We start from the raw sequence: 22,115 nt of genomic DNA, 5'->3' as shown, positions 1-22,115 counted from the left end.
AGTGGTCTTGCGACGGGTACTGAGATTGTAATGGGGTTCGGGCGGGGGCTCCGGGTGATTTCGGCGCCCCCTTGCGCTTTACATGCTTTGCGCGAACAGCTCGCGGCCGATCAGCATGCGGCGGATTTCCGAAGTGCCGGCGCCGATCTCGTACAGCTTGGCGTCGCGCCACAGGCGGCCGGCCGGGTATTCATTGATATAGCCATTGCCGCCCAGGATCTGCACGGTCTCGCCCGCCATCCAGGTGGCCTTCTCGGCGGTGTACAGGATCACCGCGGCGCAGTCCTTGCGCACCTGGCGCACGTGGTCGCTGCCCAGCGCGTCCAGGTTCTTGCCAACCGTGTACAGATAGCTGCGCGCGGCTTGCAGCGTGGTGTACATATCGGCCACCTTGCCCTGGATCAGCTGGAATTCGCCAATGCTCTGGCCGAACTGCTTGCGGTCGTGGATATACGGGGTGACCACGTCCATGCACGCCTGCATGATGCCGACCGGGCCGCCGGACAGCACCGCGCGCTCATAATCCAGCCCGCTCATCAGCACCTTGGCGCCGCCGTTCTCGGCCCCCAGGATGTTCTCGACCGGCACTTCCACGTCCTGGAACACCAGTTCGCCGGTGTGCGAGCCGCGCATGCCCAACTTGTCCAGCTTCTGCGCCACCGAGAAGCCCTTCATGCCCTTTTCGACGATAAAGGCGGTCATGCCGCGCGCGCCCAGTTCGGGCTCGGTCTTGGCGTAGACCACCAGCACGTCGCAGTCCGGGCCGTTGGTGATCCACATCTTGGTGCCGTTGAGCACGTAGCGGTCGCCCTTCAGTTCGGCGCGCAGCTTCATGCTGACCACGTCGGAGCCGGCATTGGGTTCGCTCATCGCCAGCGCGCCGATCCACTCGCCCGAGACCAGCTTGGGCAAGTACCTGGCCTTCTGCGCGGCGGTGCCGTTGCGGTGGATCTGGTTCACGCACAGGTTGGAGTGCGCGCCGTAGGACAGGCCCACCGACGCCGAGGCGCGGCTGATTTCCTCCATCGCGATCATGTGCGCCAGGTAGCCCATGTTGGCGCCGCCGTATTCCTCGGCCACGGTGATGCCCAGCACGCCCAGGTCGCCCATCTTCTTCCAGGCGTCCATCGGGAACTGGTCGGTGCGGTCGATCTCGGCGGCGCGCGGGGCCAGTTCGGCCTGGGCCCAGTCGCGCACGGAATCGCGCAGCATCTCGATGTCTTCGCCCAGATCGAATTTCAGGCCTGGCAGTTCGGTCATGATGGTCTCCTGTTGGAATCGGTATGTGTGTCGGGTTCCGGATGGATGGCCGGATCCGTCGGTTCAGACGTGGCCCAGTGTCTTGACCACGCACAGCGTCATCAGCATGGTGGCCACCTGCTTGCGGCGGCCGTCCTGCTCGACATAGACATCGCCCTGCGCCACGATCAGCGTGCGCCCGGGCTTGAGGACCCGCCCCACCGCCACCAGGCGTTCGCCCTGGGCGGGGGACAGCAGGTTGATCTTGTATTCGGCGGTCAGGCCCGCCTCATCCTCGCCCACCAGCGTCAGCGCGGCATAGCCGCAGGCGCTGTCTGCCAGCGCACCCACCGCGCCGCCGTGGAAGAAGCCGTGCTGCTGGGTCACGCCCTCGGACCACGGCATCGCCAGCTCGACCTCGCCGCGGTCCACCCGCCGCAGGGTCGCGCCAAAGGTGGTCATCAGCCCCTGGCGGGAAAAGCTGGTGCCGATGGCGTCGGCGCGCGCGGCGGACAGCAATCCTGGTTCAGCGGGTACGACACTGGCGTTGGATGACGTCATGGCGGAATTCTGGTGGGAAGACGTTGGGTCGCCGGGCAGCCACAAGCTGCGTGCGCTGTCCGGTATTCTATTGACGTTTACGTAAACGTCAATCCCATCCGGCACCGATGCCGGTGGAAGTGGCGCTTCACGCGGCGGTGGTCCGGGCCGGCGCATCGCCGCCTTCCGTGGCCGGCGGCTGCTTGCCGGTCTGCGCAGCCAGCAAGGCCTGGCAGTGCCGCTCATGCTGGTCGATCTCGGCCAGTTGTGCGTGCAGGTCTTCCATCTGCCGCTCCAGCGTGCGCCGGTGCGCCGCCAGGGAGTGAAGGAAGCGCTCCAGTTGCGGGGCGGTGTCGCGCGGCGACTCATAGAGGTCAAGGATCTCGCGGATCTCATTGAGAGTAAGCCCCAACCTCTTGCCGCGCAGCGTCAGCTTCAGCCGGGTCCGTTCACGACCGTTGTAGACACGCTTGCGCCCGCCCGGCCCTTCGCGCTCCGGCGACAGCAGGCCCTGGTCCTCGTAGAAACGGATGGCCCGGGGCGTGATGTCGAATTCACGCGCAAGGTCGGTGATGGTGTAAGTGGCGGAAGCCGCCGCTGGCGTCGCTGACATAGCCTGCCCAAAGAAAGTGAACGGTCGTTCGTTGTGAAGTCAAGTTTTCGCTTAAGATGGAAACGAGCCGTATGATTGACGTTTACGTTAGCGTCAACCAGGACGGCTGGCAACCGGTGCTTTCACGCCCCAGGTCTTTCAGCCCGGGCGTGGCGGCAGAACGAGAAGGCCCGCGCCCCGGCGCCAGGCTTCGACCACGAGACTCCTCATGAACGCACTCGAACACCAGCTCCAATACCCGTTCGGCGACACCATGCCCGAGCCCGGCTCCAAGCAGGAAGTCGCCCCCGGCGTCTACTGGCTGCGCATGCCGCTGCCGTTCGCGCTCGACCATATCAACCTATGGCTGCTGCGCGACCGCCTGGACGGCCGCGACGGCTGGACCATCATTGACTGCGGCATCACCAACGATGTCATCAAGGGCCACTGGGAGACCATCTTCGCCAATGAGCTGGAAGGCTTGCCGGTGGTGCGCGTGCTGGTCACGCACAGCCATCCCGACCATGTCGGCCTGGCGCACTGGCTGTGCAAGCGCTTCGGCGTGCGGCTGTGGATGAGCCTGGGCGACTACATGAGCGCGCGCGTGATGGGCAGCGGCACCGGTGCCGGCTCCAGCGCGGGTGGCGACGCCGCCGCCGCGCACTTCGCGCTGCACGGCCTGACCGATGCCGACAGCCAGGAAAAGCTGCGCGCGCGCAAGACCTACTACCCGTCGCTGGTGCCGGACCTGCCGGCGCAATACCGCCGCATGATGGAGGGCGACACGGTGCGGATCGGCACCGATGCGGCGACCTCTGCCTGGCGCGTGATCACCGGCTTCGGCCACTCGCCCGAGCACGTGGCGCTGTACAACGCAGCCACCAATGTGCTGATCTCCGGCGACATGGTGCTGCCGCGCATCTCGACCAATGTCAGCGTGTTCGACATGGAGCCTGAAGGCAATTCGCTGCAGCTCTACCTGGATTCGCTCGGCAAGTACGAACCGCTGCCGCAGGACGTGCTGATCCTGCCCTCGCATGGCCGCCCCTTCCGCAACCTGCATACCCGCATCATGCAGTTGCGCGAGCACCATGCCGACCGCCTCGCCGAAACGCTTGAAGCCTGCGGCGAGAAGGCCTGCAGCGCGCACGACATCGTCAGCGTGATCTTCAAGCGCCAGTTCGACATCCACCAGATGACCTTCGCCATGGGCGAGTCGCTGGCCCACCTGCACTGCCTGTGGCACCGCGGCGAACTGGTGCGCGAAACCGGCGACGACGGCGTGATCCGGTTCCGCGCGGCCTGACTGGCTTAGCTGGCGGCCGCCAGGGCCGCCAGGTAGCGCACCCCGTCGATGGCGCGGCTGCCGTACCAGGACAGCATTTCGCCGTCGACCAGCAGCACCGGCTTGCCAAGCTGGCGCTCGAGCGCGTCGGCGTGGTCTTCGGTGAAGCGGTAGGGCTCGGTCGACAGCAGCACCATGTCGAGCTCACGCACCAGCGCATCGCTCCAGCGGAAGGTGGGATAGCGCGCGCCGGGCGCGTTGGGGCGGCTGCAATCGCCGTCGACACAGGCCTGCAACGCCGTCCCGCCATCCGGCCAGGTCTGCCAGTTGGCCAATGCCAGCATGCGGCTGATATAGGTATCGCGCGACACCGTCATCCACGGGTCCTGCCAGATCGCATACAGCACGCGCCGTGCCGGCCACGGGCGCACGCGCATGGCATCGAGCTGCACCTGCAGCGCCGTGCACAGCGCCTCGGCCTCGGCATGGCAGCCGAAGATGCCGCCCAGCAGCTGGTACAGCCCGAGGTTGTCTTCCGGCGCGCACGGATGGGTGACGATCACATTCGGCACGAAGCTGCGGATCTCGTCCACGGTCTCGCGCCGGTTCTCATCGATATTGACCACCACGTGCGTGGGCGCCAGCTCGCGCAGCCGCGCCACGTTGACGTCCTTGGTGCCTCCCACCTTGGGCAGCGCGCGCACGGCCGGTTCCGGGTGGATGCAGAAGCCGGTGCGCGCCACCATTTGCCGGGCCATCCCGAGCGCGAACAGCAACTCCGTCACCGACGGCACCAGCGACGCGATCCGCACCACCCCGCTGGCGGCGGCATGCTGCTGGCCGATGGCGTCGCGCCACATGGTCAGGGCTCCTGCGGCGGGTCGGCACGCCGCGGCTTGCGCGGCGCGCCCGCGGCCAGCGCATCGTAGAGCCAGCGCGGCATCACGTGCAGCAGCGCCGCCACCACGCCCATCGGCCACGGGATGACGCGGAACCGCCGGCCTGCCGCGATTACCCGCACGGCCTTGCGCGCGAACACATCGGCATCGGTCAGGAACGGCATGCGGTACGGGTTGTGCGCGGTCATCGGCGTGCGGATATAGCCGGGCGCGATCGTGACCACGCGGATGCCGTGCGCGCGCTGCTCCAGCCGCAGGCTTTCCAGCAGCTTGATCACCGCCGACTTGGACGCGCTGTAGGCGCCCGCGCCCGGCAGGCCGCGCACGCCGGCGACGCTGGCAATGCCCACCAGCGTGCCGCGGCGCCCGAAGTGGCCGGGCTCGCGTGCCTGCATCGCGTGCAGGAAGGGCTGGAAGGTGGTCAGCACGCCGAACCAGTTGGTATCCATCACCTGGCGGAAGGCGTCGAGGTCCTCGCGCTCGCTGGCGACGGTGCCGACCGAGACCCCGGCATTGGCGATCACCACGTCCGGACAACCGAAATGGCCGAGGAAGTCCTCCGCGGCGCGCGCCATGGCGTCGGCATCGCGCACATCGGCGCCGTAGACGCGCACCGCGCCCGGGTTGGGCAGCGTGGCGACAAACTCGCGCAGCGCGTCCTCGCGGCGCGCCACCAGCCCGAGGATCGCGCCCTGCGACGCGTATTCGCGCGCGAGAGCCTGGCCCAGGCCGCTGGAGGCGCCGGTTAGGAAGACTTTGAGGGGACGCATCGTCGGGGTGTGGGGAGAGTATTCGGATACCCTGACAATACCACTGGAAGGCTCCCTCTCCCGCTTGCGGGAGAGGGTTGGGGAGAGGGCGGGAGTCTCGACGAAGTAAGACGTGCCGGTATGCCGGTGCCTGCCCTCTCCCCTGCCCCTCTCCCGCAAGCGGGAGAGGGGAGAAAACCAGCGGCCCCTGCAAGGCCGCCAGCAGCAACTTACATCTTCTTCGCCTTCACCTGCTCCACCAGGTAATCCATGGTCTGGATCGCGCCCTGCTTGTTGCCGGCAATCGACGGCGAGGTCACGTACTTGCCCTGCACTACCACGGTCGGCACGCCGTCGATCTTGTAGGCGTCGGCGATCTTGTTGGCGCGCTGCGAGTTGGTGGTCACCGTGAACGAGTTGTAGGCATCCAGGAAGGCCTTGCGGTCCACGCCGTTCTTGGCCATGAAGTCGGCGATCTCGTTGGGGTCCGTCATGCGCTTGCGGTCCACGTGGATGGCGTTGAAGACCTTGGTGTGCATGGCGTCGAGCTTGCCGATGGCTTCCAGCGCATAGAAGATCTTGGTGTGCGGCAGCAGGTCGTCACGGAACGCGACCGGCACGCGCTTGAAGACCACGTTGTTGCCCTGCTTCTTGACCCAGGCTTCCAGATCCGGCTCAAAATCGTAGCAGTGCGGGCAGCCGTACCAGAAGAACTCGGTTACCTCGATCTTGCCCGCGCCGACCGGCTGGGCCGCCTTCAGGACCTGGTATTCCTTGCCCTCGGCGGGCGCCGCCTGGGACGGGGCGGACATCAGCAGGCCGCCCACGGCGGCGAACATGGCGAACAGTGCGGCGAGTTTTTTCATCTTGGTGCGGCCTTGCGGTTGGACGATGAGCGTATGACAGCGGCGGCGGCTTCCGGTTCAGCGGGGCGCCGGCCGCGTCTGGTGACAACGTGTTGTGACGGTTACCGGGTATTCAGCGGTGCGGCAATCGCAGCGCCCCCCAGCGATAACGCCCGACCCTGCGGTCCGGCTTACTGCTTGGTAAAACGGATCACCGAGGACTCGAAGCCCGACGACTGCAGCCGGTCGCGCGCCTTGCTCATGTCTTCGATGCGGTTGTACGGCCCCAGGCGCACCCGGTACATCTTGACGCCGTTCACGTCACGCTCGGTGATCCTGGCCTCGAAGCCCTGCATCGCCAGGTTGGCCTTCTGGCGGTCGGCGTCGTCCGACGAGCGGAACGCGCCCACCTGCAGCAGGTAGCCCACCTTGTTGGCGTCGGCCCGGGCAATCTCGGCGATCGGGTCGGCCACCGGCTTCTCCGCGGGCTTGGTGGCGACAGGCTTGTCAGCCGGCTTCTCCGCGGGCTTCTCCGCGGGCTTTTCCACCGGCTTCTCGGCCGGGCGGGCCGCCGCCACCGGGGGCTGGCCATTCTGTTTCGGTTCCGGCTCGGGCGCCTGGCCGACCGGCTTGGCCGGGGTCTTGCTCCACAGCGGCTTGTTGGGGTCGCTCGGGCCCTCGTCGGCGCGCTGGGCCGGCGGCGGCAGCTGGCTGGTGACATTGCCCGGCTCGCTCGGGCGCGGGGCACTCTTCTGCTGGAACGGGGTCGGCGACTTGGTGATGTACAGGGCGACCACCACGGCGATGGCCAGCCCGACGATCAGCCCGAGCACCAGGCCCAGGAACGTACCGCCGCGTTGCTGGTTGCGGCGGGCATGGCGCGACTCGCGCTTGCGTTGCTGTTGCATGAAGTCCTCTTCGGTGATGCCGGGATTATAGGGCCAGCGCCGCCAACGGCCGCACTGGCATCGTCGCTGGGGCCGGACGGCCCCGGGCGTCCCGCGCGGGGGACGCCGGACGTCTGCTTACATGCGGCGCGGCGCGGACACGCCGATCACCGCCAGGCCGTTGCACAGCACCTGGCGCGTGGCGGCCAGCAGCGCCAGCCGGGCGCGCTTGACGGCGTCGTCGTCCACCAGCACGCGGTCGGCGTTGTAGAAGGCGTGGAAGTCGCCCGCCAGGTCGCGCAGGTAGAAGGCTACGGCATGCGGCGCCAGCTCGGCGGCGGCGGCCGACAGCATGTCCGGGAACTCGGCCAGGCGCTGTCCCAGCGCCTGCGCCTGGGCGCTGGCTTCGGGGCCGGTCACGGCGGACAGGTCGGCACCGGCCAGTTCGGCCAGGCGGGCATCCCAGTCCGCGCCGCCCCACGACTCGAAGATCGAGCAGATGCGGGCATGCGCGTACTGCACGTAATACACCGGATTCTCGTCACTCTGCTTGAGCGCCAGGTCGACGTCGAACACGAACTCGGTATCGGCCTTGCGCGACAGCAGGAAGAAGCGCACCGCGTCGCGGCCGCGGGTGAAGTGCGCGGGCCAGTCGGCCACGCCGGCTTCCAGGCAGCCGCGGATGGTCTCGCAGGTGTCATCCTGGCCGTTGGACCATTCGATCAGGTCGCGCACGGTGACATAGGAGCCGGCGCGCTTGGAGATCTTGACCTCCTCGCCGTTCTTCATCACGGTGACCATCTTGTGCAGCACGTAGTCGGGGTAGCCCTGCGGGATGCCCATGTCCAGGCCCTGCAGGCCGGCGCGCACGCGCGCGATGGTGCCGTGGTGGTCGCTGCCCTGCACGTTGATGACCTTGGTGAAGCCGCGCTCCCACTTGGTGGTGTGGTAGGCCACATCCGGCACGAAGTACGTATAGGTGCCGTCGCTCTTCTTCATCACGCGGTCCTTGTCGTCGCCGTCGTCGGTGGTGCGCAGCCACAGCGCGCCCTCGCTCTCGTAGGTCTTGCCCTTGGCCGTAAGCGACTGCACCGCGGCTTCGACGCGGCCGTCGCTGTACAGCGACGACTCCAGGTAATAGCGGTCGAACTTGACGCCGAAGGCCTGCAGGTCGATGTCCTGCTCGTTGCGCAGGTAGGTGACGGCGAACTTGCGGATCGAGTCGATGTCCTCGACGTTGCCCGACGCGGTCACGGGCTCGCCGTCCGAGGCGCTGACGGTCTTGCCGGCCAGGAAGTCGGTGGCGATGTCGGCGATGTAGTCGCCGTTGTAGGCGGCCTCGGGCCAGCTGGCATCGCCCGGCCTGAGGCCGCGTGCGCGCGCCTGCACCGACAGCGCCAGGGTCTGGATCTGCACGCCGGCGTCGTTGTAGTAGAACTCGCGGTGCACGTGGAAGCCCTGCCACGACAGCAAGTTGGCCAGCGCATCGCCCAGCGCCGCCTGGCGGCCGTGGCCGACGTGCAGCGGGCCGGTCGGGTTGGCCGAGACGAACTCCACCAGCACCTGGCCGTGCACGCCGCGCTCGCGCGCGCCGTAGTGGTCGCCCTCGGCCAGCACCGCGCGCAGCACGTCGGCCTTGGCGGCCGGGGTCAGGCGCAGGTTGATGAAGCCGGGGCCGGCAATCTCCATGGCCTGGACCAGGCCCTGCGCGCGCGCGTCGGCCTGCACGGCATCGACGATGCGCTGGGCCAGCTCGCGCGGATTGCTCTTGAGCGCGCGCGCGACCTGCATGGCGACGTTGCAGGCAAGGTCGCCGTGGGCGGCCACCTTGGGCCGCTCGAAGGTGACGGCGGGCAGGGTGGCATCGGCCGGGGCGAGCGCGCGCACCGCTTCAGTGAACGCGGCGGCAAGATTGGAGGTCTGAACAGGCAGCATGGATGTCGGAAGCCCTGTGGGCAAGGTATTCAGGCACCGCCTTGGGCGGCGCCGTCGCCCGGAAGGCGGCAAGTGACGGCAAAGGAACAGTGAACGCCGCGCAGCGCCGCGTGACAGGCATTGGAATCGGGAACGCCGAATTTTATCAGGTGCTATGCTGACATCATGCGCGAGGATGGCCCCGGGCCACAATCCTGGGCCAAAATCAGCGAGACTTCCCGCCCCCGGGAACGCCCCCCGTCTCTCCGTGAAAGGAAAACACATCATGCTGATCACCTTCAAATCCCACGCCGCGCAGGACCTGATCATGATGAAGGATCTGGCGATGACGCTGCTGGGCATCATCGGCAAGCGCCTCGGGGAACGAGGGGTGATCACCGTTGAAGAGCTTCCAACCGCGATCCACAAGCTGGAAGCCGCGGTCGCGGATGCCAAGACCCATCCCGCCAGCTCGGCCGTCGAGGCGGACACCGGCAAGGACGAAGACGAGGAAGAACCGCTGCACCTGGGCCAGCGCGCCTACCCGTTCCTGGACATGCTGCGCGCCTCCCAGCGTGAGGGGGCCAACGTGATGTGGGGTGTGTGACGGGAACAGGCACCCGGTTGCGTGCGCCACGGATCGCCGCGCGCCCAAAAAAAAGCCCGGCACCGCAGTGGGCTGCCGGGCTTCCGGACGAGAATTCCGGAAAGGGGGAATCCCTTGCAGGACCCGCCCGGCGTGCCAGGCGGATCCCGGTAAGTCTCGTGGCTGGGGGGCGGGCCTAATCCTCCTCTGAATGGCGCCGGCCATTGGCCAGCAGCAGCCCGATCAGCGCCCCCACGGCCGCAGCGATCGCCACCGCCTTCAGCGGCGACTCGGCCACGCGGTGCTGGGCGTGTTCCACCGCACCATCCATGCGCTCGCGGGCGCGCATCATGCCGTCGGTGGTCTGGGCGCGCAGCCGATGCGCCATGTCGGTGGCCCGCTCGCGCAGGCGCTGCCCGGCGCGCACACTCTCGGCTGAGCCCTCGCGCGCCAGCACTTCGATGGTGTGCTCCAGCTGGGCGATCAGCGCCTTGACTTCTGCGGATACCGGCGCTGCCGCATCGCGCGTGTCGCGCGCGGCATGCCTGATATGGCGGATGGCACTGTCGGCACTGTCGGACAGGTGGTTCAGTTCCTTCCTGACTTTCGGGTTCTGCGTCAGCATACGGTCTCCTCAGGTTCGGTCGGCGGTGGGGAAAAACGGCTCGCGGCCGGTGTCATCGCCCCCTGCGGACCAGGCCCATCACCGCGGCAACCAGCGCCACGACCAGGAAGATGAAGAACAGGATCTTGGCGATTTCCACGGCGCCGGCGGCAATTCCGCCGAAGCCGAAGATCGCGGCGATCAGGGCGATGACGAAAAATACGAGTGCATATTGCAGCATGGCTAGGCTCCCGAAGCAATCGGACCACGCCAGGTGCACTGGCTGGGCCCATGTGAGGGCTTGCGCCAACGGGTGCAAGCTCATAGCCTCATCGTAGAAAGCCAGCCCGCGCACCAATACTGACAGCGAGCCGATTCCGCTGTCAGCCGAGTCCTACAACGACCAGGCTGCGGCGCAGCATCGGGTTGACCCGTAGCGGTCGATGTGATTCCATGTGCGCTCCCTGGCGCTGCACGGGCGAGCAGCGCGCCGACTCAGAACCGGTTTCATCATGAAGCCGGTTCCTCACAGGAATTGCCCCATGTTCAAGCAATCCTTTCTTCCCCACACGCTGCTGCTCGCGGGCGGCATCCTGCTGACGCTGGCAGTGCTGGTGGCGTCGGAAACCGGCAATATCCGCCTGCGCGAAAGCTATACCGACGTGATCCGCTCACAGCGCGTGCAGACCGAGCTGGCCGCGCTCAACGGCGAGCTGGTCAATGCCGAGGCCGGCCAGCGCGGCTTCCTGCTGACCGGCAAGGAAAGCTACCTGGAGCCGTACTACAAGGCACTGCCGCGCATCGCCGAACTGATGGCGCAGATCCGCGCCGGCTATGCCAACGATCCCGAAGGCCTGAAGCAGTTCGGCGACACCTCCAAGCTGATCAACAGCAAGCTCAACGAGATGGCGCTGACGCTGGTGTACGGCAAGCGCGACCTGGAAGTGGCGCTGGACCTGATCCGCACCGACTACGGCAAGCAGACCATGGACAACGCGCGCCGCGGGCTGGACCAGCTGCAGGCGCGCGAGGCCGGCGCGGTCTCGCACCGGCTCGAGGGCGCCGAGAGCGATGTGCAGTTGTCGCGCTACGGCATCGGCCTGCTCACCGCCATCAACATCATCCTGCTGATGGCAGTAGGCGTCGGCCACGCCAAGCGGCTGTCGATGGCCGAGGCGGTGCGCACCGAGCTGGAAGAAGAAGGCGTGCGGCTGGACCGCAAGGTGCGCGCGCGCACGCGCCAGTTGTCGGCGCTGGCCGCCCACCTGCAGCGCGTGACTGAAGACGAGAAGACACGGCTGGCGCGCGAGCTGCACGACGAGCTGGGCGCCATCCTGACCGCGATCAAGCTGGACCTGCACTGGGTGCGCCGCAAGGTGCAGGAGGATCATCCGATGGCGGCCGAGCGCCTGACGCGCGTGATGCTGCACGTGGACCAGGGCATCCAGATCAAGCGCCGCCTGATCGAAGACCTGCGCCCTACCGTGCTGCTGAACCTGGGCCTGCGCGCGGCGCTGTGCCAGCTGGTCGAGGAAGTGGGCGCGCGCAACGACTGGCAGACCGAGGTCAGCGTGCCCGAGGACCTGCCGCCGCTGCGCGACGAGGCCGCCATCGCGCTGTACCGGATCGTGCAGGAATCGCTGACCAATGCCAGCAAGTACTCTGAAGCCAGGCATGTCCAGGTCTTACTGGCCTGCCGGGACCAGTTGCTGACGCTGACCGTGCGTGACGACGGCAAGGGCCTGCCGCCCGACTTCGACGCAGGCAGCACCGCCGGCCACCACGGGCTGCTGGGCATGGAGCAGCGTGTCACCGCGCTGGGCGGCAGCATGCAGATCGATTCCTCGGCGCAGGCGGGCGTGCGCATCCGCATCGAGGTGCCGCTGACGGACTCGGTGCTGGCGCCGGCCGAAGAGCCGGAAAAGCCGGAAGACCAGGAGCCGGCACGCGCCTAGCGCGGCCGGCAAGGCGGGCATGGTGTGCTGGCGCGGCTCAGGGCTCCGGCGCCGCGTGCTCCTCAATCACGCGGAACACCTGTTCGAGCTCGAGCGACTTGTCGAAAAAGTAGTCCGCGCCGGCTTCGGCGCATTGGCTGCGGTACATGCTGACCTGGGCGTGGTTGGTGTAGACGATGCGCACCGTGCCGGTGCCGTTGCGCTGCATCGCGCGCAGCACATTGATGCCGTTGCCCTGGCGCAGTTGCAGGTCGACGATGACGACATCGTACCTGCCGGCGGCAAGCAGCCGCAGGGCCATGGCTTCGGTGTCGGCCCAGTCCACGTTCTCGATGAACGGGAAGTCCTTCAGGTATTCGAGCAGCATGCCTCGCAGGACCGCCGAGTCTTCAATCAGCAGTATGCTCAGCGCCCGGTAGGAAGTGTTCGAAGCCTGCTCCGACATGTTCTGTATTGCTGGTCCTCGTCCGGTGCTGCCCATTGCGGGCTGTTATTCGACCAGACCGTTCTTGATGGCGTAATAGGTCAGGTCAGCGTTGGTCTTCATGCCCATTTTCTCGAGAATGCGGGAACGATAGGTACTGACGGTCTTGACGCTGAGAAACAGTTCGTCGGCAATCACCGACACCGACTGCCCCCGCGACAGCTTGCAGAAGATCTGGAACTCGCGCTCTGACAGCATCTGGTGCACCGGCTGCTCGGTCGGCTTGTCGAGCCCGCCGATCAGCAGGTCGGCCACGGTGGCGCTCACATAGCGGCGGCCCTGGGCCACGGTGCGGATGGCCTTGACCAGGTCGTCCGGGGCGCTTTCCTTGGTCAGGTAGCCAGAAGCGCCGGCACGGATCAGGTTGATCGCGTACTGGTCTTCCGGGTACGTAGACAGGATCAGGACCGGTAATTCGGGCTTGCGCTGACGGATCAGTTTGAGCACGTCGATGCCGTTGCGGTCGGGCATCGAGATGTCCAGGACCAGGACATCGAACTCGGCATCGCGCAACTGCGCCATGACCTGGTCGCCGCTTCCGGCCTCGCCTGTCACCTGGATGTCGGGTTCTTCGGAAAGGAACTGGCGCAGCCCGGCACGCACAATCTCGTGATCGTCAGCGATCAGGACGCGGATCATGTGGGCTCCACTGGGTTGAACAGACCGGCACATTGCCCGGTGCAGTCGGGTGCAGGCGGAACCGCTTGCGTTGATTGTCATTGTAGTGCCGGGCGCGGGCGCGGGATGTCGGTGTCAGGCTGACATGAGGCGCGGCCAGAACGCGTGCGCAGCACACGGCGCGCCGGATCACCGCGCACAAACGCAAAGCGGGACGGATGTGATCCGTCCCGCTTTGCTGCGGCGCGTCAGTACTGAAACTTCCTGGAGGGCCTTGGCGCCGCCGGCACCGGCACGAGGCTAGTCGCTAATGGCCAGTGACTGTGGACTAGCGCAGCACGTTACTGCACCTTGGCACCCGCGTCAGCGTCGGCGCTGACGCCAACGCTCGCGTCGGTCTTGGCCTTCTTGGTCGACTTGGCAGCGTGCTTGCCATGCTTGGCCTTGCTGCCGGCGTCTGCCGCGGCGCCGCCGGTGGCGTCGGCAGCGGCGCCGGCACTCTTGTCGACCGCCGCGCCGGCGGTCGACAGGCCCTTGTCAGCCGCCGAGCCTGCAGCCGACAGGCCCTTGCTGGTCGCCGCGCCCGCGGTCGACAGACCCTTTTCGGCCGCGCCTGCGGCACCCGTGGCGGCGCTGCCGGCAGTGTTCAGGCCGCCCTGCGCTGCAGCGGCGGGAGAGGGTGTGGTCACCGATGCGCCGACATCGGCCTTCGTGCCAACGGATGCGCCGGTGCCTTGGGCCATGGCCAGCGAGGAAGCGGCGGCGATCGACAGAGCGGACAGGGAGAGCAGCAGTTTCTTCATGGACAGACTCCTTTCAGGATGCCCCGCGGCGAAACATTCGCCGCGGTGATCACGCTGGTGATTGCGTGTATCGAGCCCTCAGTCTAGGGAGCCGGACTGCCCCGGTCTGTGAGGAGTTGAAAGGCTCTGTAAGGAGATGTGAGGCGTCTGGCACGTCGCCCCGGCACGGCCTTGCAGGCCGCCTGCAGCGGTTTTCCCTGTTGCATCAATGGGCTGGCGGCGGGGCGATGCCGCCGCCCCTGCCGCCCTGCCGTCGCACCCGGTTACAGGTTGGGCGCCAGCGCGCGCTCCAGCGTGGCGCGATCCTCGTGGCGGCGCGCCGCCATGTCGTCGAGCTGGTCCTGGCCGATCTTGCCGATGGTGAAATAGGTCGACTGCGGATGCGCCAGGTAGAAGCCGCTCACCGATGCGGCCGGCGTCATCGCCAGGGACTCGGTAATGCCCATGCCGATCTCGGGCGCATCCAGGAACTCAAACATCGGGCCCTTGACGGTGTGCTCCGGGCACGCCGGATAGCCAGGCGCCGGGCGGATGCCGCGGTACGACTCGGCGATCAGCTGCTCATTGCTGAGCTGCTCGGCGGCATCGTAGCCCCACAGGTCCTTGCGCACGCGTTCGTGCAGGCACTCGGCGAAGCCTTCGGCGAAGCGGTCGGCCAGCGCCTTGAGCATGATCGCGCTGTAGTCGTCATGGTCGGCTTCGAACTGCGCTTCCTTCTTCTCCACGCCCAGGCCCGCGGTCACGGCGAACAGGCCGACGTAATCGGCGATGCCGCTGTCCTTCGGTGCCACGAAGTCCGCCAGGCAACGGTTGGGGCGGCGCACGCCATCGACCACCGGACGCTCGCTCTGCTGGCGCAGGTTGTGCCAGGTCAGCGCGACCTTGCTGCGGGTCTCGTCGGTGTAGATCTCGATATCGTCATCGTTGACGGTATTGGCCGGCAGCAGCGCGATCACGCCGTTGGCGGTCAGCCAGCGGCCCTGGATCAGGCGCGACAGCATCGCCTTGCCGTCCGAGAACACCTTGCGCGCCGACTCGCCGACGATCTCGTCGTTGAGGATGTCGGGGAATTTGCCGGCCAGGTCCCAGGTCTGGAAGAACGGGCCCCAGTCGATGTAGTTGGCCAGTTCCGCCAGGTCGTAGTTGCGGAACACGCGCCGGCCGATGAACTTGGGCTTGGGCGGCACGTAGCTGCTCCAGTCGATCGGGGTCTTGTTGGCGCGCGCCTGCGCCAGCGTCACCATTGGCGTGGCCTTCTTGTTGGCGTGCTGGGTGCGGATGCGGTCGTAGTCGGTCTTCAGATCGTCCAGGTACTTGGCCGCGCCTTCATCCGACAGCAGGCTCGACGCCACGCTGACCGAGCGCGAGGCATCCGGCACGTACACCACCGGGCCTTCGTAGTTGGGCGCGATCTTGACCGCGGTATGCACGCGCGAGGTGGTGGCGCCGCCGATCAGCAGCGGGATCTTCTTCACGCGGAAGTAGTCGTCGCGCTGCATTTCCGAGGCGACGTAGGCCATCTCTTCGAGCGACGGCGTGATCAGGCCCGACAGCCCGACGATGTCCGCGCCCTCGACCTTGGCCTTGGCCAGGATCTCGTTGCACGGGACCATCACGCCCATGTTGACCACCTCGAAGTTATTGCACTGGAGCACCACCGACACGATGTTCTTGCCGATGTCGTGCACATCGCCCTTCACGGTCGCGATCACGATCTTGCCGCGTGCCTTGACGTCGCCGCCGGCCTCGGCCAGCAGGCGCTTCTCTTCCTCGATGTAGGGCAGCAGGTGTGCCACCGCCTGCTTCATCACGCGCGCGCTCTTGACCACCTGCGGCAGGAACATCTTGCCCGCGCCGAACAGGTCGCCGACGATGTTCATGCCATCCATCAGCGGGCCTTCGATCACCTCGATCGGACGGCCGCCGCGCGCCTCGACCTGCTGGCGGACCTCTTCGGTGTCTTCAACGATGAAGGTGGTGATGCCATGCACCAGCGCGTGCGCCAGGCGTTCGCCCACCGGCACCGGCTGCTCGGGCGTGCCGCGCCAGGCCAGGTTTTCTTCCTTCTTCGCGCCGCCGCCCTTGAAGCGGTCCGCAATCTCCAGCAGGCGGTCGGTGGAATCTTCGCGGCGGTTCAGGACCACGTCTTCCACGCGCTCGCGCAGCTCGGGGTCAAGCTGGTCATACACGCCGAGCTGGCCGGCATTGACGATGCCCATGTCCATGCCCGCGCCGATGGCGTGGTACAGGAACACGGTATGGATCGCCTCGCGCACCGAGTCGTTGCCGCGGAACGAGAACGAGACGTTGGACACGCCGCCGCTGACCTTGGCGTACGGCAGGTTCTGCTTGATCCAGCGCGTGGCCTCGATGAAGTCCACCGCGTAGTTGTTGTGCTCTTCAATGCCGGTCGCGACCGCGAAGATATTCGGGTCGAAGATGATGTCTTCCGGCGGGAAGCCGACTTCATTGACGAGGATGTCGTAGCTGCGCTTGCAGATCTCGGTCTTGCGCTGGAAGGTGTCGGCCTGGCCCTTCTCATCGAAGGCCATCACCACCGAGGCGGCGCCATAGCGGCGGATCAGCGCGGCGTGGTGGCGGAACTGATCCTCGCCCTCCTTGAGCGAGATCGAGTTGACCACTGGCTTGCCCTGCACGCACTGCAGGCCGGCCTCGATCACTTCCCACTTGGACGAGTCGATCATGATCGGCACGCGCGCAATGTCCGGCTCGGAGGCGATCAGGTTCAGGAAGCGAACCATGGCGGCCTTCGAGTCCAGCATGGCCTCGTCCATGTTGATATCGATGATCTGCGCGCCGTTCTCGACCTGCTGGCGGGCCACCACCAGCGCCTCGTCGAACTGGCCGTTCAGGATCATGCGCGCGAAGGCCTTGGAGCCGGTCACGTTGGTGCGCTCGCCGACGTTGACGAACAGCGTGTCGTCGTCGATGGTGAAGGGCTCGAGGCCGGACAGGCGCATCGGGCGCGGGGGCAGTTGGTTGTCGCTCATGTTGTCAGGCTCCGGCTCAGGCGGCGTCGCGGTACTGGCCGGGCCAGGTGCGGGGTTTATTGTCGGCCACGCGCTCGGCGATGGCGGCGATATGCTCGGGGGTGGTGCCGCAGCAGCCGCCCACCAGGTTCACCAGCCCGGAGGCGGCGAACTCTTCCACCAGCGACGACGTGACCTCGGGCGTTTCGTCGAAGCCCGTGTCGCTCATCGGGTTCGGCAAACCCGCGTTGGGGTAGCACGACACCGCGGCATCGCAGACCTTGGCCAGCTCGGCGATATAGGGGCGCATCAGGGTTGCGCCCAGCGCGCAGTTCAGCCCGAAGGTGATCGGCCGGGCGTGGCGCAGGCTGTTCCAGAACGCCTCCACGGTCTGGCCCGACAAGATCCGGCCCGAGGCATCGGTCACCGTGCCGGAGATCATCACCGGCAGGCGTTCGCCGGTGTCCTCGAACAGCTGGTCGATGGCGAACAGCGCCGCCTTGGCATTGAGCGTGTCGAAGATGGTCTCGACCAGGAACACGTCGGCGCCGCCTTCCAGCAGGCCCTTGCCCTGTTCGTAGTAGGAATCGCGCAGCTCTTCGAAGGTCACGTTGCGCGCGCCCGGGTCGTTCACATCGGGCGAGATGCTGGCGGTCTTGGGCGTCGGGCCGAAGGCGCCGGCGACAAAGCGCGGCTTCTCCGGCGTGCTGTACTTGTCGCAGGCGGCACGGGCCAGGCGCGCGGCCTCGACGTTCATCTCGTACGCCAGGTCCGCCATCTTGTAGTCTTCCTGCGCCACGCCCGTGGCGCCGAAGGTATTGGTCTCGATCAGGTCGGCGCCGGCGGCCAGGTACTGCTCATGGATCTCGCTGATGACCTGCGGGCGCGTCAGCAGCAGCAGCTCATTGTTGCCCTTGACGTCTACCTTGTGTTCCGCGAAGCGCGCGCCGCGGTAGTCCGCCTCGGTCAGCTTGTAGCGCTGGATCATGGTGCCCATGGCGCCATCCAGGATCAGGATGCGTTCTTGCAGCAGCCGGGGCAGGACGGCTGCCCGGGTGTAGGGGCGCGGCGCGGCCGCGGGGGATTCAGGGGCACTCATGGCGGGGACTCTGGAAAGGCGGGCCTGTGGCGAATCCATGACTGGATCGACGCCGGGCCGCTGCTGTGGCCGATGCTGGCCAAAGGGAGACGATTTTATCAGGTGTATCAAGGCCTTGCGGCTGCCCGCGGTGGCCCGCGGTTGCCTGTGCGGCCCGGTGGCGCCTACACTGAGAGACGTAACCGTCACCGCCCAGGGGCGCCTCGCGCTGCCCCCTTCCTTGCCGACATGCAACATCTCTCCCCCGCCGACGCCCAGGACCTGCTGGCACAATCGCCCGAGACGCTCTTTATCGACTGCCGCAGCGAGATGGAATACCTGTTCGTCGGCCATCCCAAGGGCGCGCACAACGTACCCTGGAACGATGGCCCGGACTGGGAGGTCAATCCGCATTTCGTGCAGATGGTGAAGAAACTGGCGGGCCAGGCGTCGGCGCGCCCGGTGCTGCTGATCTGCCGCAGCGGCAACCGCTCGGCGGCGGCGGCGCGGGCACTGGAGGGCGCGGGCTTCTCCAACGTCCAGTTCGTGCTGCATGGCTTCGAGGGCGACCTCGATGCGCAGCGCCACCGCAACACGGTCAACGGCTGGCGCCATGACGGGCTGCCGTGGGAACAGTACTGAGCGCGGCGCGCAGCGCCCGCCATCAACAAAAACGCCCGCCGAAGCGGGCGTGATCGTTTCAGGCAAAGCCGCTCAGTGCATCACCAGCGGGTGCGTCATCACATTGTCGAACTTGCCGAGAAAATCGTCGACTTCCTCCACGGATGGCTCGCTTTCAATCAGGCGTTTGACGTCGGCGCGGAAGCTCTCGGCCAGGTGGCCGCCGAGGAAGATTTCACGCTTCAGGTTCTTGTCGACGATTTCATAGCCACCGAACTCAAGCGGCGCCTGATCGACATCCGCACCAAATTCCACGATGCAGTAGTTGTCGCTGTTGTAGATCATTTGCATGGCACACCTCCTGGGCGTCATGGATGGGCGGCATGCCCTTGTGGTTCTTGCCTCAGTTGATGCCTTGAGGGGGGCGCCGCGGCTTTACCTCCAAACTTGGGGTGACCGGTGGGAAATCAAGTTATTGGTGCGGGTCACCTCGTTGCCACGATTTTCTGCCTTACATGGATTGGGCATCGGCCAATGCAACAAGTTTCTTGAGCCTTCCACATCAGTGTGTTGCTTGTCACGGAACGTCGCACTGCCCCCCGCATGCGGCATTCCCAAGAAAGGCGTCCAGCGCGGCGTGGAAGCGCTCGGGCTGCTCCACGTGCACCAGGTGCGCCGCTTGCGGCACTACCTCGAGCCTGGCACCGGGGATGGCCGCAGCAATGCTCTGTGCCATCGCCACGGTTGCGCCCTGGTCCTGCTCGCCCGCTACTACCAGCGTAGGACAATGAATGCGGGAAAGCGCGCCGGCAAGGTCAAAAGCCATGATCGCCTCGGCCACACCCACGTATCCACGTACCGGCGTGGCCACCAGCCTGTCGCGAATGCGCGACACCTGGTCGCGATGCGCCTCATGGAAGGCCGGCATCAGCCAGCGCCCGAGGGTGGCATCGGCCATGCCGGCCATGCCATGGGCCTCGGCCTGGCCGATGCGGTTGTGCCACATCGGGTGCGCCTCCATCGGGGTCTGGCTGTTGGTGGCCACCAGCGCCAGCGACAACAGCCGCTCGGGATGGCGCAGCCCCATGGTCTGCCCGACCATGCCGCCCACGGAAATCCCGCAGAAATGCGCCTGGGGGATCTGCAGCGCGTCCATCACCGCGACCACGTCATCGGCCAGCCGCGTCATGGTGTAGGGGCCGAGCGGGGCGTCGCTGGCGCCGTGGCCGCGCAGGTCAGGGCGCACCACGCGATAGCGCCCCGCCAGGTGCTGCGCGGTGGCGTCCCACAGCGTGTGGTCGGCAGCCAGGGCGTGGGCCAGGATCACCCAAGGCCCGTCCGCCCCATCCACGCGCACGTGCAGGTCTGCGCCTTCGGCGTGGATGCGGTGGGTTTCGGCGGATGGCGTGGCAACGGTCATGGCTGGGCTCCTTTTGGTCAGGCAATGCGTCGGGAGGCGCGCGCCGCGGTCCTACTGCCCTTCCTTGCCGCGGTACACCAGGTCGATCTGGGTGCCGTCGGGCTCGGTCTGGCGCAGGCGCACCGGCATCCAGCCCAGCGACTGCGCCAGCCACAGCTCGACGCGGCGCCGGTCATTGGCACGGCGCTGCAGCCGCACAAAGTGCTTTGCGCGTATCACGCCGCGGCCGGTGTCGATCTCGTCCTCTCCAACATACTGCACTTGCATGGGTTCCACATCCCGCGTGTCGGCCACAAGGAACGCTTCCGTCACTCCCGGGGTGGCATATCGCTGGGGATTGCCGCGCAACAGCCCCACCAGCTGCAGGAATACGCTGAAGCGGTCCTGCGCGCCGGGCGGGAACGGCGCCTGCGTGCCCGAGGCAAGCAACGCGGTGCCGGCCGCGGCATCGAAACGCGAGGTCTCGGTCTTGTTGCGGCGGCGTTCTTCGTAGCGTTCCGGCGACAGTCCCTGCGCGGCCATCGCGCCGCCGCTCTGGAAGGCAAAGCGGAACCACAACACGCGGGTTTCGACCGCCAGCCGGTAGCGGCTGCCGTCCTGCTCCCAGCGGATCAGGCCGTCGGGGTTCTGCACGCCGTTGACGAAGCTGGCGTAGTGCATCGTCGCCGACGGCGGTGGGTCGTAGCGCACGCCATCGACGCCGCCCTGCGGACCGCCGGATGGCGCGGCGGCTGGGGCTGCAGGCTTGGCCGCGCTGCCTTCGCCGCCGGTGCCCGAAGCCATCTCGGTCGCGCCCTGCGGGCTGGTGGCGAGCGGAGGAGCGGGTGCTTCCTGCGGCGCGGGTTCCGGGGCCGGCGCGGCCGGCCGGGGCTGCGGGCGCGGGCGCGGCACTGGCCGCGACGTGGGCGGGGCTGGCGGCCTGGGCGGCGGCAGCAGCACCGCTTCGAGCGTGGGCGTGCTGCTGACATCCACCGGGATCAGCGGCCCCGGCATGCGCACAAAGCCCACCACAGCCAGCACGTGGACCAGCAGCACTAGGGCGATCACGATGATCCAGCGCCGCCGGCGCCAGACGCGGGGATCCGCGCCGGGCCGGGCGTGGAGACTAGGATTGGCCGGTTTCTCCGGCCGCGGTGGCTGCACCAAGGTAGCCAAGTTCCGATGAGAGCTGTTGGGCGATGTCGCGGATGCGACGATCCATCGTACCGCCCCATTCTGCATCGAATATGCTTTGCGCGCCCAGTACGATCAGCCCCATGGCCAGGTGGCCGTTGGCGTTGAACACCGGCATCGAGAATGCATTGATGCCCGGCAGCACGCCGCCGAGCGTGCGCGCCGCGCCATGCGCGCGCACCTCGGCGCAGATCGCGTCGTATTCGGCCAGCGAGCGCGGCATGTCGGGCACGCCGTCATGGCCGCGGGCGCCCAGCTCGCGCTCGATCAGCGGCAGGGTCTGCTTGCGCGGCAGATAGGCGCCGTAGAGCCGGCCGGTGGCGGAGTTCAGCATCGGCATCACATCGCCCAGGCGCAGGCTGACGGTGACGGGATGGCTGGATTCCTCCCAGTGCACCACGGTGGGACCGTGATTGCCCCACACGGCAATGCCGGCGGTCAGGTCCAGTTCATCACGCAGCCGCGACAGGATCGGGCGCGCCTTCTTGACCGGATCGAGGCGGTTCAGCCCGGCCAGGCCCAGCTGCAGCGTGAACGGGCCCAGGTCATAGCGCCCGCTGACGGGATCCTGCGCCACCGCGCCCAGCCGCATGAAGCTGACCAGGTAGCGATGGGCCTTGGCCGGGTTCATGTCAGCGGCGGCGGCCAGGTCGCGCAGCATCATCGCGCGCGGCGATGCCGCCAGCGCCTGCAGCAGCCTGAAGCCCACCTCGATGGACTGGATGCCGGAACGCAGTTTGGCGTCTTCTTCTTCGATCTCTGACATGCGGCGGATGGTTGGCTATACCCGGGGGCGGGGGAAATTCGTAGGTAAATTTACTATAGCGAAATCG

23 protein-coding genes are annotated in these 22,115 nt (G+C 67.1%); 4 read left to right on the top strand and 19 right to left on the bottom strand.

Going from position 1 to position 22,115, the window contains the following annotated elements:
- Positions 1-78 precede the first annotated feature (78 nt).
- From A3A5_RS0131365 to A3A5_RS0131355, 3 genes are all read right to left on the bottom strand, one after another.
- Complete coding sequence (locus A3A5_RS0131365; RefSeq protein ID WP_018314402.1) at positions 79-1,260, bottom strand: isovaleryl-CoA dehydrogenase; 1,182 nt, start codon at positions 1,258-1,260, stop codon at positions 79-81.
- 63 nt (positions 1,261-1,323) lie between these two features.
- Positions 1,324-1,800, bottom strand: a complete 477-nt coding sequence (locus tag A3A5_RS0131360; protein WP_026201322.1) for a PaaI family thioesterase — start codon at positions 1,798-1,800, stop codon at positions 1,324-1,326.
- A gap of 127 nt (positions 1,801-1,927) precedes the next feature.
- Entirely contained in the window at positions 1,928-2,392 is a 465-nt protein-coding gene (locus A3A5_RS0131355) for a MerR family DNA-binding transcriptional regulator (protein WP_018314400.1), read from the bottom strand.
- Positions 2,393-2,600: 208 nt separating this feature from the next.
- Between A3A5_RS0131355 and A3A5_RS0131350 the strand changes: the two genes are divergently transcribed.
- Positions 2,601-3,677 (top strand): MBL fold metallo-hydrolase, encoded by a 1,077-nt coding sequence (locus A3A5_RS0131350; RefSeq protein WP_018314399.1) that lies wholly within the window; start codon positions 2,601-2,603, stop codon positions 3,675-3,677.
- Positions 3,678-3,682: 5 nt separating this feature from the next.
- On the opposite strand, the gene A3A5_RS0131345 is transcribed toward A3A5_RS0131350, so the two are convergent.
- The 5 genes from A3A5_RS0131345 to argS all read right to left on the bottom strand — a co-directional run bounded on the left by A3A5_RS0131345 (position 3,683) and on the right by argS (position 8,971).
- On the bottom strand, positions 3,683-4,516 hold the full coding sequence (locus A3A5_RS0131345; protein WP_018314398.1) for a helical backbone metal receptor: 834 nt from the start codon (positions 4,514-4,516) through the stop codon (positions 3,683-3,685).
- Positions 4,517-4,518: 2 nt separating this feature from the next.
- Positions 4,519-5,325 carry an SDR family oxidoreductase gene (locus A3A5_RS0131340; protein ID WP_018314397.1) on the bottom strand — a complete coding sequence of 269 codons (807 nt, stop codon included), beginning with the start codon at positions 5,323-5,325 and terminating at the stop codon, positions 4,519-4,521.
- A 209-nt stretch (positions 5,326-5,534) separates the two neighbouring features.
- Positions 5,535-6,170, bottom strand: coding sequence for a thiol:disulfide interchange protein DsbA/DsbL (locus A3A5_RS0131335; protein WP_026201321.1), 636 nt, complete (start codon positions 6,168-6,170; stop codon positions 5,535-5,537).
- Between the two features lie 170 nt (positions 6,171-6,340).
- Positions 6,341-7,057: an SPOR domain-containing protein gene (locus A3A5_RS0131330; RefSeq protein WP_018314395.1), complete on the bottom strand. Its 717-nt coding sequence runs from the start codon at positions 7,055-7,057 to the stop codon at positions 6,341-6,343.
- A gap of 117 nt (positions 7,058-7,174) precedes the next feature.
- Positions 7,175-8,971 (bottom strand): arginine--tRNA ligase, encoded by a 1,797-nt coding sequence (gene argS, locus A3A5_RS0131325; RefSeq protein ID WP_018314394.1) that lies wholly within the window; start codon positions 8,969-8,971, stop codon positions 7,175-7,177.
- A 265-nt stretch (positions 8,972-9,236) separates the two neighbouring features.
- Between argS and A3A5_RS0131320 the strand changes: the two genes are divergently transcribed.
- Positions 9,237-9,557 (top strand): DUF1840 domain-containing protein, encoded by a 321-nt coding sequence (locus A3A5_RS0131320; protein WP_013955243.1) that lies wholly within the window; start codon positions 9,237-9,239, stop codon positions 9,555-9,557.
- 175 nt (positions 9,558-9,732) lie between these two features.
- Here A3A5_RS0131320 and A3A5_RS0131315 read toward each other — a convergent pair whose 3' ends face one another.
- Positions 9,733-10,161, bottom strand: a complete 429-nt coding sequence (locus A3A5_RS0131315; RefSeq protein WP_018314393.1) for a DUF883 family protein — start codon at positions 10,159-10,161, stop codon at positions 9,733-9,735.
- Between the two features lie 52 nt (positions 10,162-10,213).
- Positions 10,214-10,381, bottom strand: a complete 168-nt coding sequence (locus tag A3A5_RS42330) for a DUF1328 domain-containing protein (RefSeq protein ID WP_010812883.1) — start codon at positions 10,379-10,381, stop codon at positions 10,214-10,216.
- Positions 10,382-10,682: 301 nt separating this feature from the next.
- Here A3A5_RS42330 and A3A5_RS0131305 point away from each other — a divergent pair, with 301 nt between their 5' ends.
- On the top strand, positions 10,683-12,095 hold the full coding sequence (locus A3A5_RS0131305; protein WP_018314392.1) for a CHASE3 domain-containing protein: 1,413 nt from the start codon (positions 10,683-10,685) through the stop codon (positions 12,093-12,095).
- Positions 12,096-12,132: 37 nt separating this feature from the next.
- Here the strand turns inward: A3A5_RS0131305 and A3A5_RS0131300 are convergent, their stop codons facing one another.
- The 5 genes from A3A5_RS0131300 to A3A5_RS0131280 all read right to left on the bottom strand — a co-directional run bounded on the left by A3A5_RS0131300 (position 12,133) and on the right by A3A5_RS0131280 (position 18,089).
- Positions 12,133-12,540 (bottom strand): response regulator, encoded by a 408-nt coding sequence (locus A3A5_RS0131300; protein ID WP_018314391.1) that lies wholly within the window; start codon positions 12,538-12,540, stop codon positions 12,133-12,135.
- Between the two features lie 45 nt (positions 12,541-12,585).
- On the bottom strand, positions 12,586-13,218 hold the full coding sequence (locus tag A3A5_RS0131295) for a response regulator transcription factor (RefSeq protein ID WP_013955238.1): 633 nt from the start codon (positions 13,216-13,218) through the stop codon (positions 12,586-12,588).
- 320 nt (positions 13,219-13,538) lie between these two features.
- Complete coding sequence (locus A3A5_RS0131290; protein WP_018314390.1) at positions 13,539-14,000, bottom strand: hypothetical protein; 462 nt, start codon at positions 13,998-14,000, stop codon at positions 13,539-13,541.
- A 263-nt stretch (positions 14,001-14,263) separates the two neighbouring features.
- Positions 14,264-17,011, bottom strand: a complete 2,748-nt coding sequence (gene metH, locus A3A5_RS0131285; protein ID WP_018314389.1) for a methionine synthase — start codon at positions 17,009-17,011, stop codon at positions 14,264-14,266.
- Between the two features lie 16 nt (positions 17,012-17,027).
- On the bottom strand, positions 17,028-18,089 hold the full coding sequence (locus tag A3A5_RS0131280; RefSeq protein WP_018314388.1) for a homocysteine S-methyltransferase family protein: 1,062 nt from the start codon (positions 18,087-18,089) through the stop codon (positions 17,028-17,030).
- Positions 18,090-18,317: 228 nt separating this feature from the next.
- On the opposite strand from A3A5_RS0131280, the gene A3A5_RS0131275 reads away from it, so the two are divergent.
- Positions 18,318-18,710 (top strand): rhodanese-like domain-containing protein, encoded by a 393-nt coding sequence (locus A3A5_RS0131275; protein WP_018314387.1) that lies wholly within the window; start codon positions 18,318-18,320, stop codon positions 18,708-18,710.
- 72 nt (positions 18,711-18,782) lie between these two features.
- Here A3A5_RS0131275 and A3A5_RS0131270 read toward each other — a convergent pair whose 3' ends face one another.
- The 4 genes from A3A5_RS0131270 to A3A5_RS0131255 form a co-directional block, all read right to left on the bottom strand.
- Entirely contained in the window at positions 18,783-19,040 is a 258-nt protein-coding gene (locus A3A5_RS0131270) for a DUF3567 domain-containing protein (RefSeq protein ID WP_018314386.1), read from the bottom strand.
- A 226-nt stretch (positions 19,041-19,266) separates the two neighbouring features.
- Complete coding sequence (locus A3A5_RS0131265; RefSeq protein WP_018314385.1) at positions 19,267-20,109, bottom strand: alpha/beta fold hydrolase; 843 nt, start codon at positions 20,107-20,109, stop codon at positions 19,267-19,269.
- A 51-nt stretch (positions 20,110-20,160) separates the two neighbouring features.
- On the bottom strand, positions 20,161-21,156 hold the full coding sequence (locus tag A3A5_RS0131260; protein WP_232431497.1) for a DUF3108 domain-containing protein: 996 nt from the start codon (positions 21,154-21,156) through the stop codon (positions 20,161-20,163).
- 58 nt (positions 21,157-21,214) lie between these two features.
- Positions 21,215-22,048, bottom strand: a complete 834-nt coding sequence (locus A3A5_RS0131255; RefSeq protein ID WP_018314383.1) for an IclR family transcriptional regulator — start codon at positions 22,046-22,048, stop codon at positions 21,215-21,217.
- Between the last annotated feature and the right edge of the window lie 67 nt (positions 22,049-22,115).

The organism is Cupriavidus sp. UYPR2.512, from assembly GCF_000379565.1.
In the GTDB taxonomy this organism is placed as follows: domain Bacteria; phylum Pseudomonadota; class Gammaproteobacteria; order Burkholderiales; family Burkholderiaceae; genus Cupriavidus.
The sequence above is the reverse complement of the archived record's forward strand: the minus strand, read 5'-3'. Positions and strand labels throughout refer to the sequence as shown.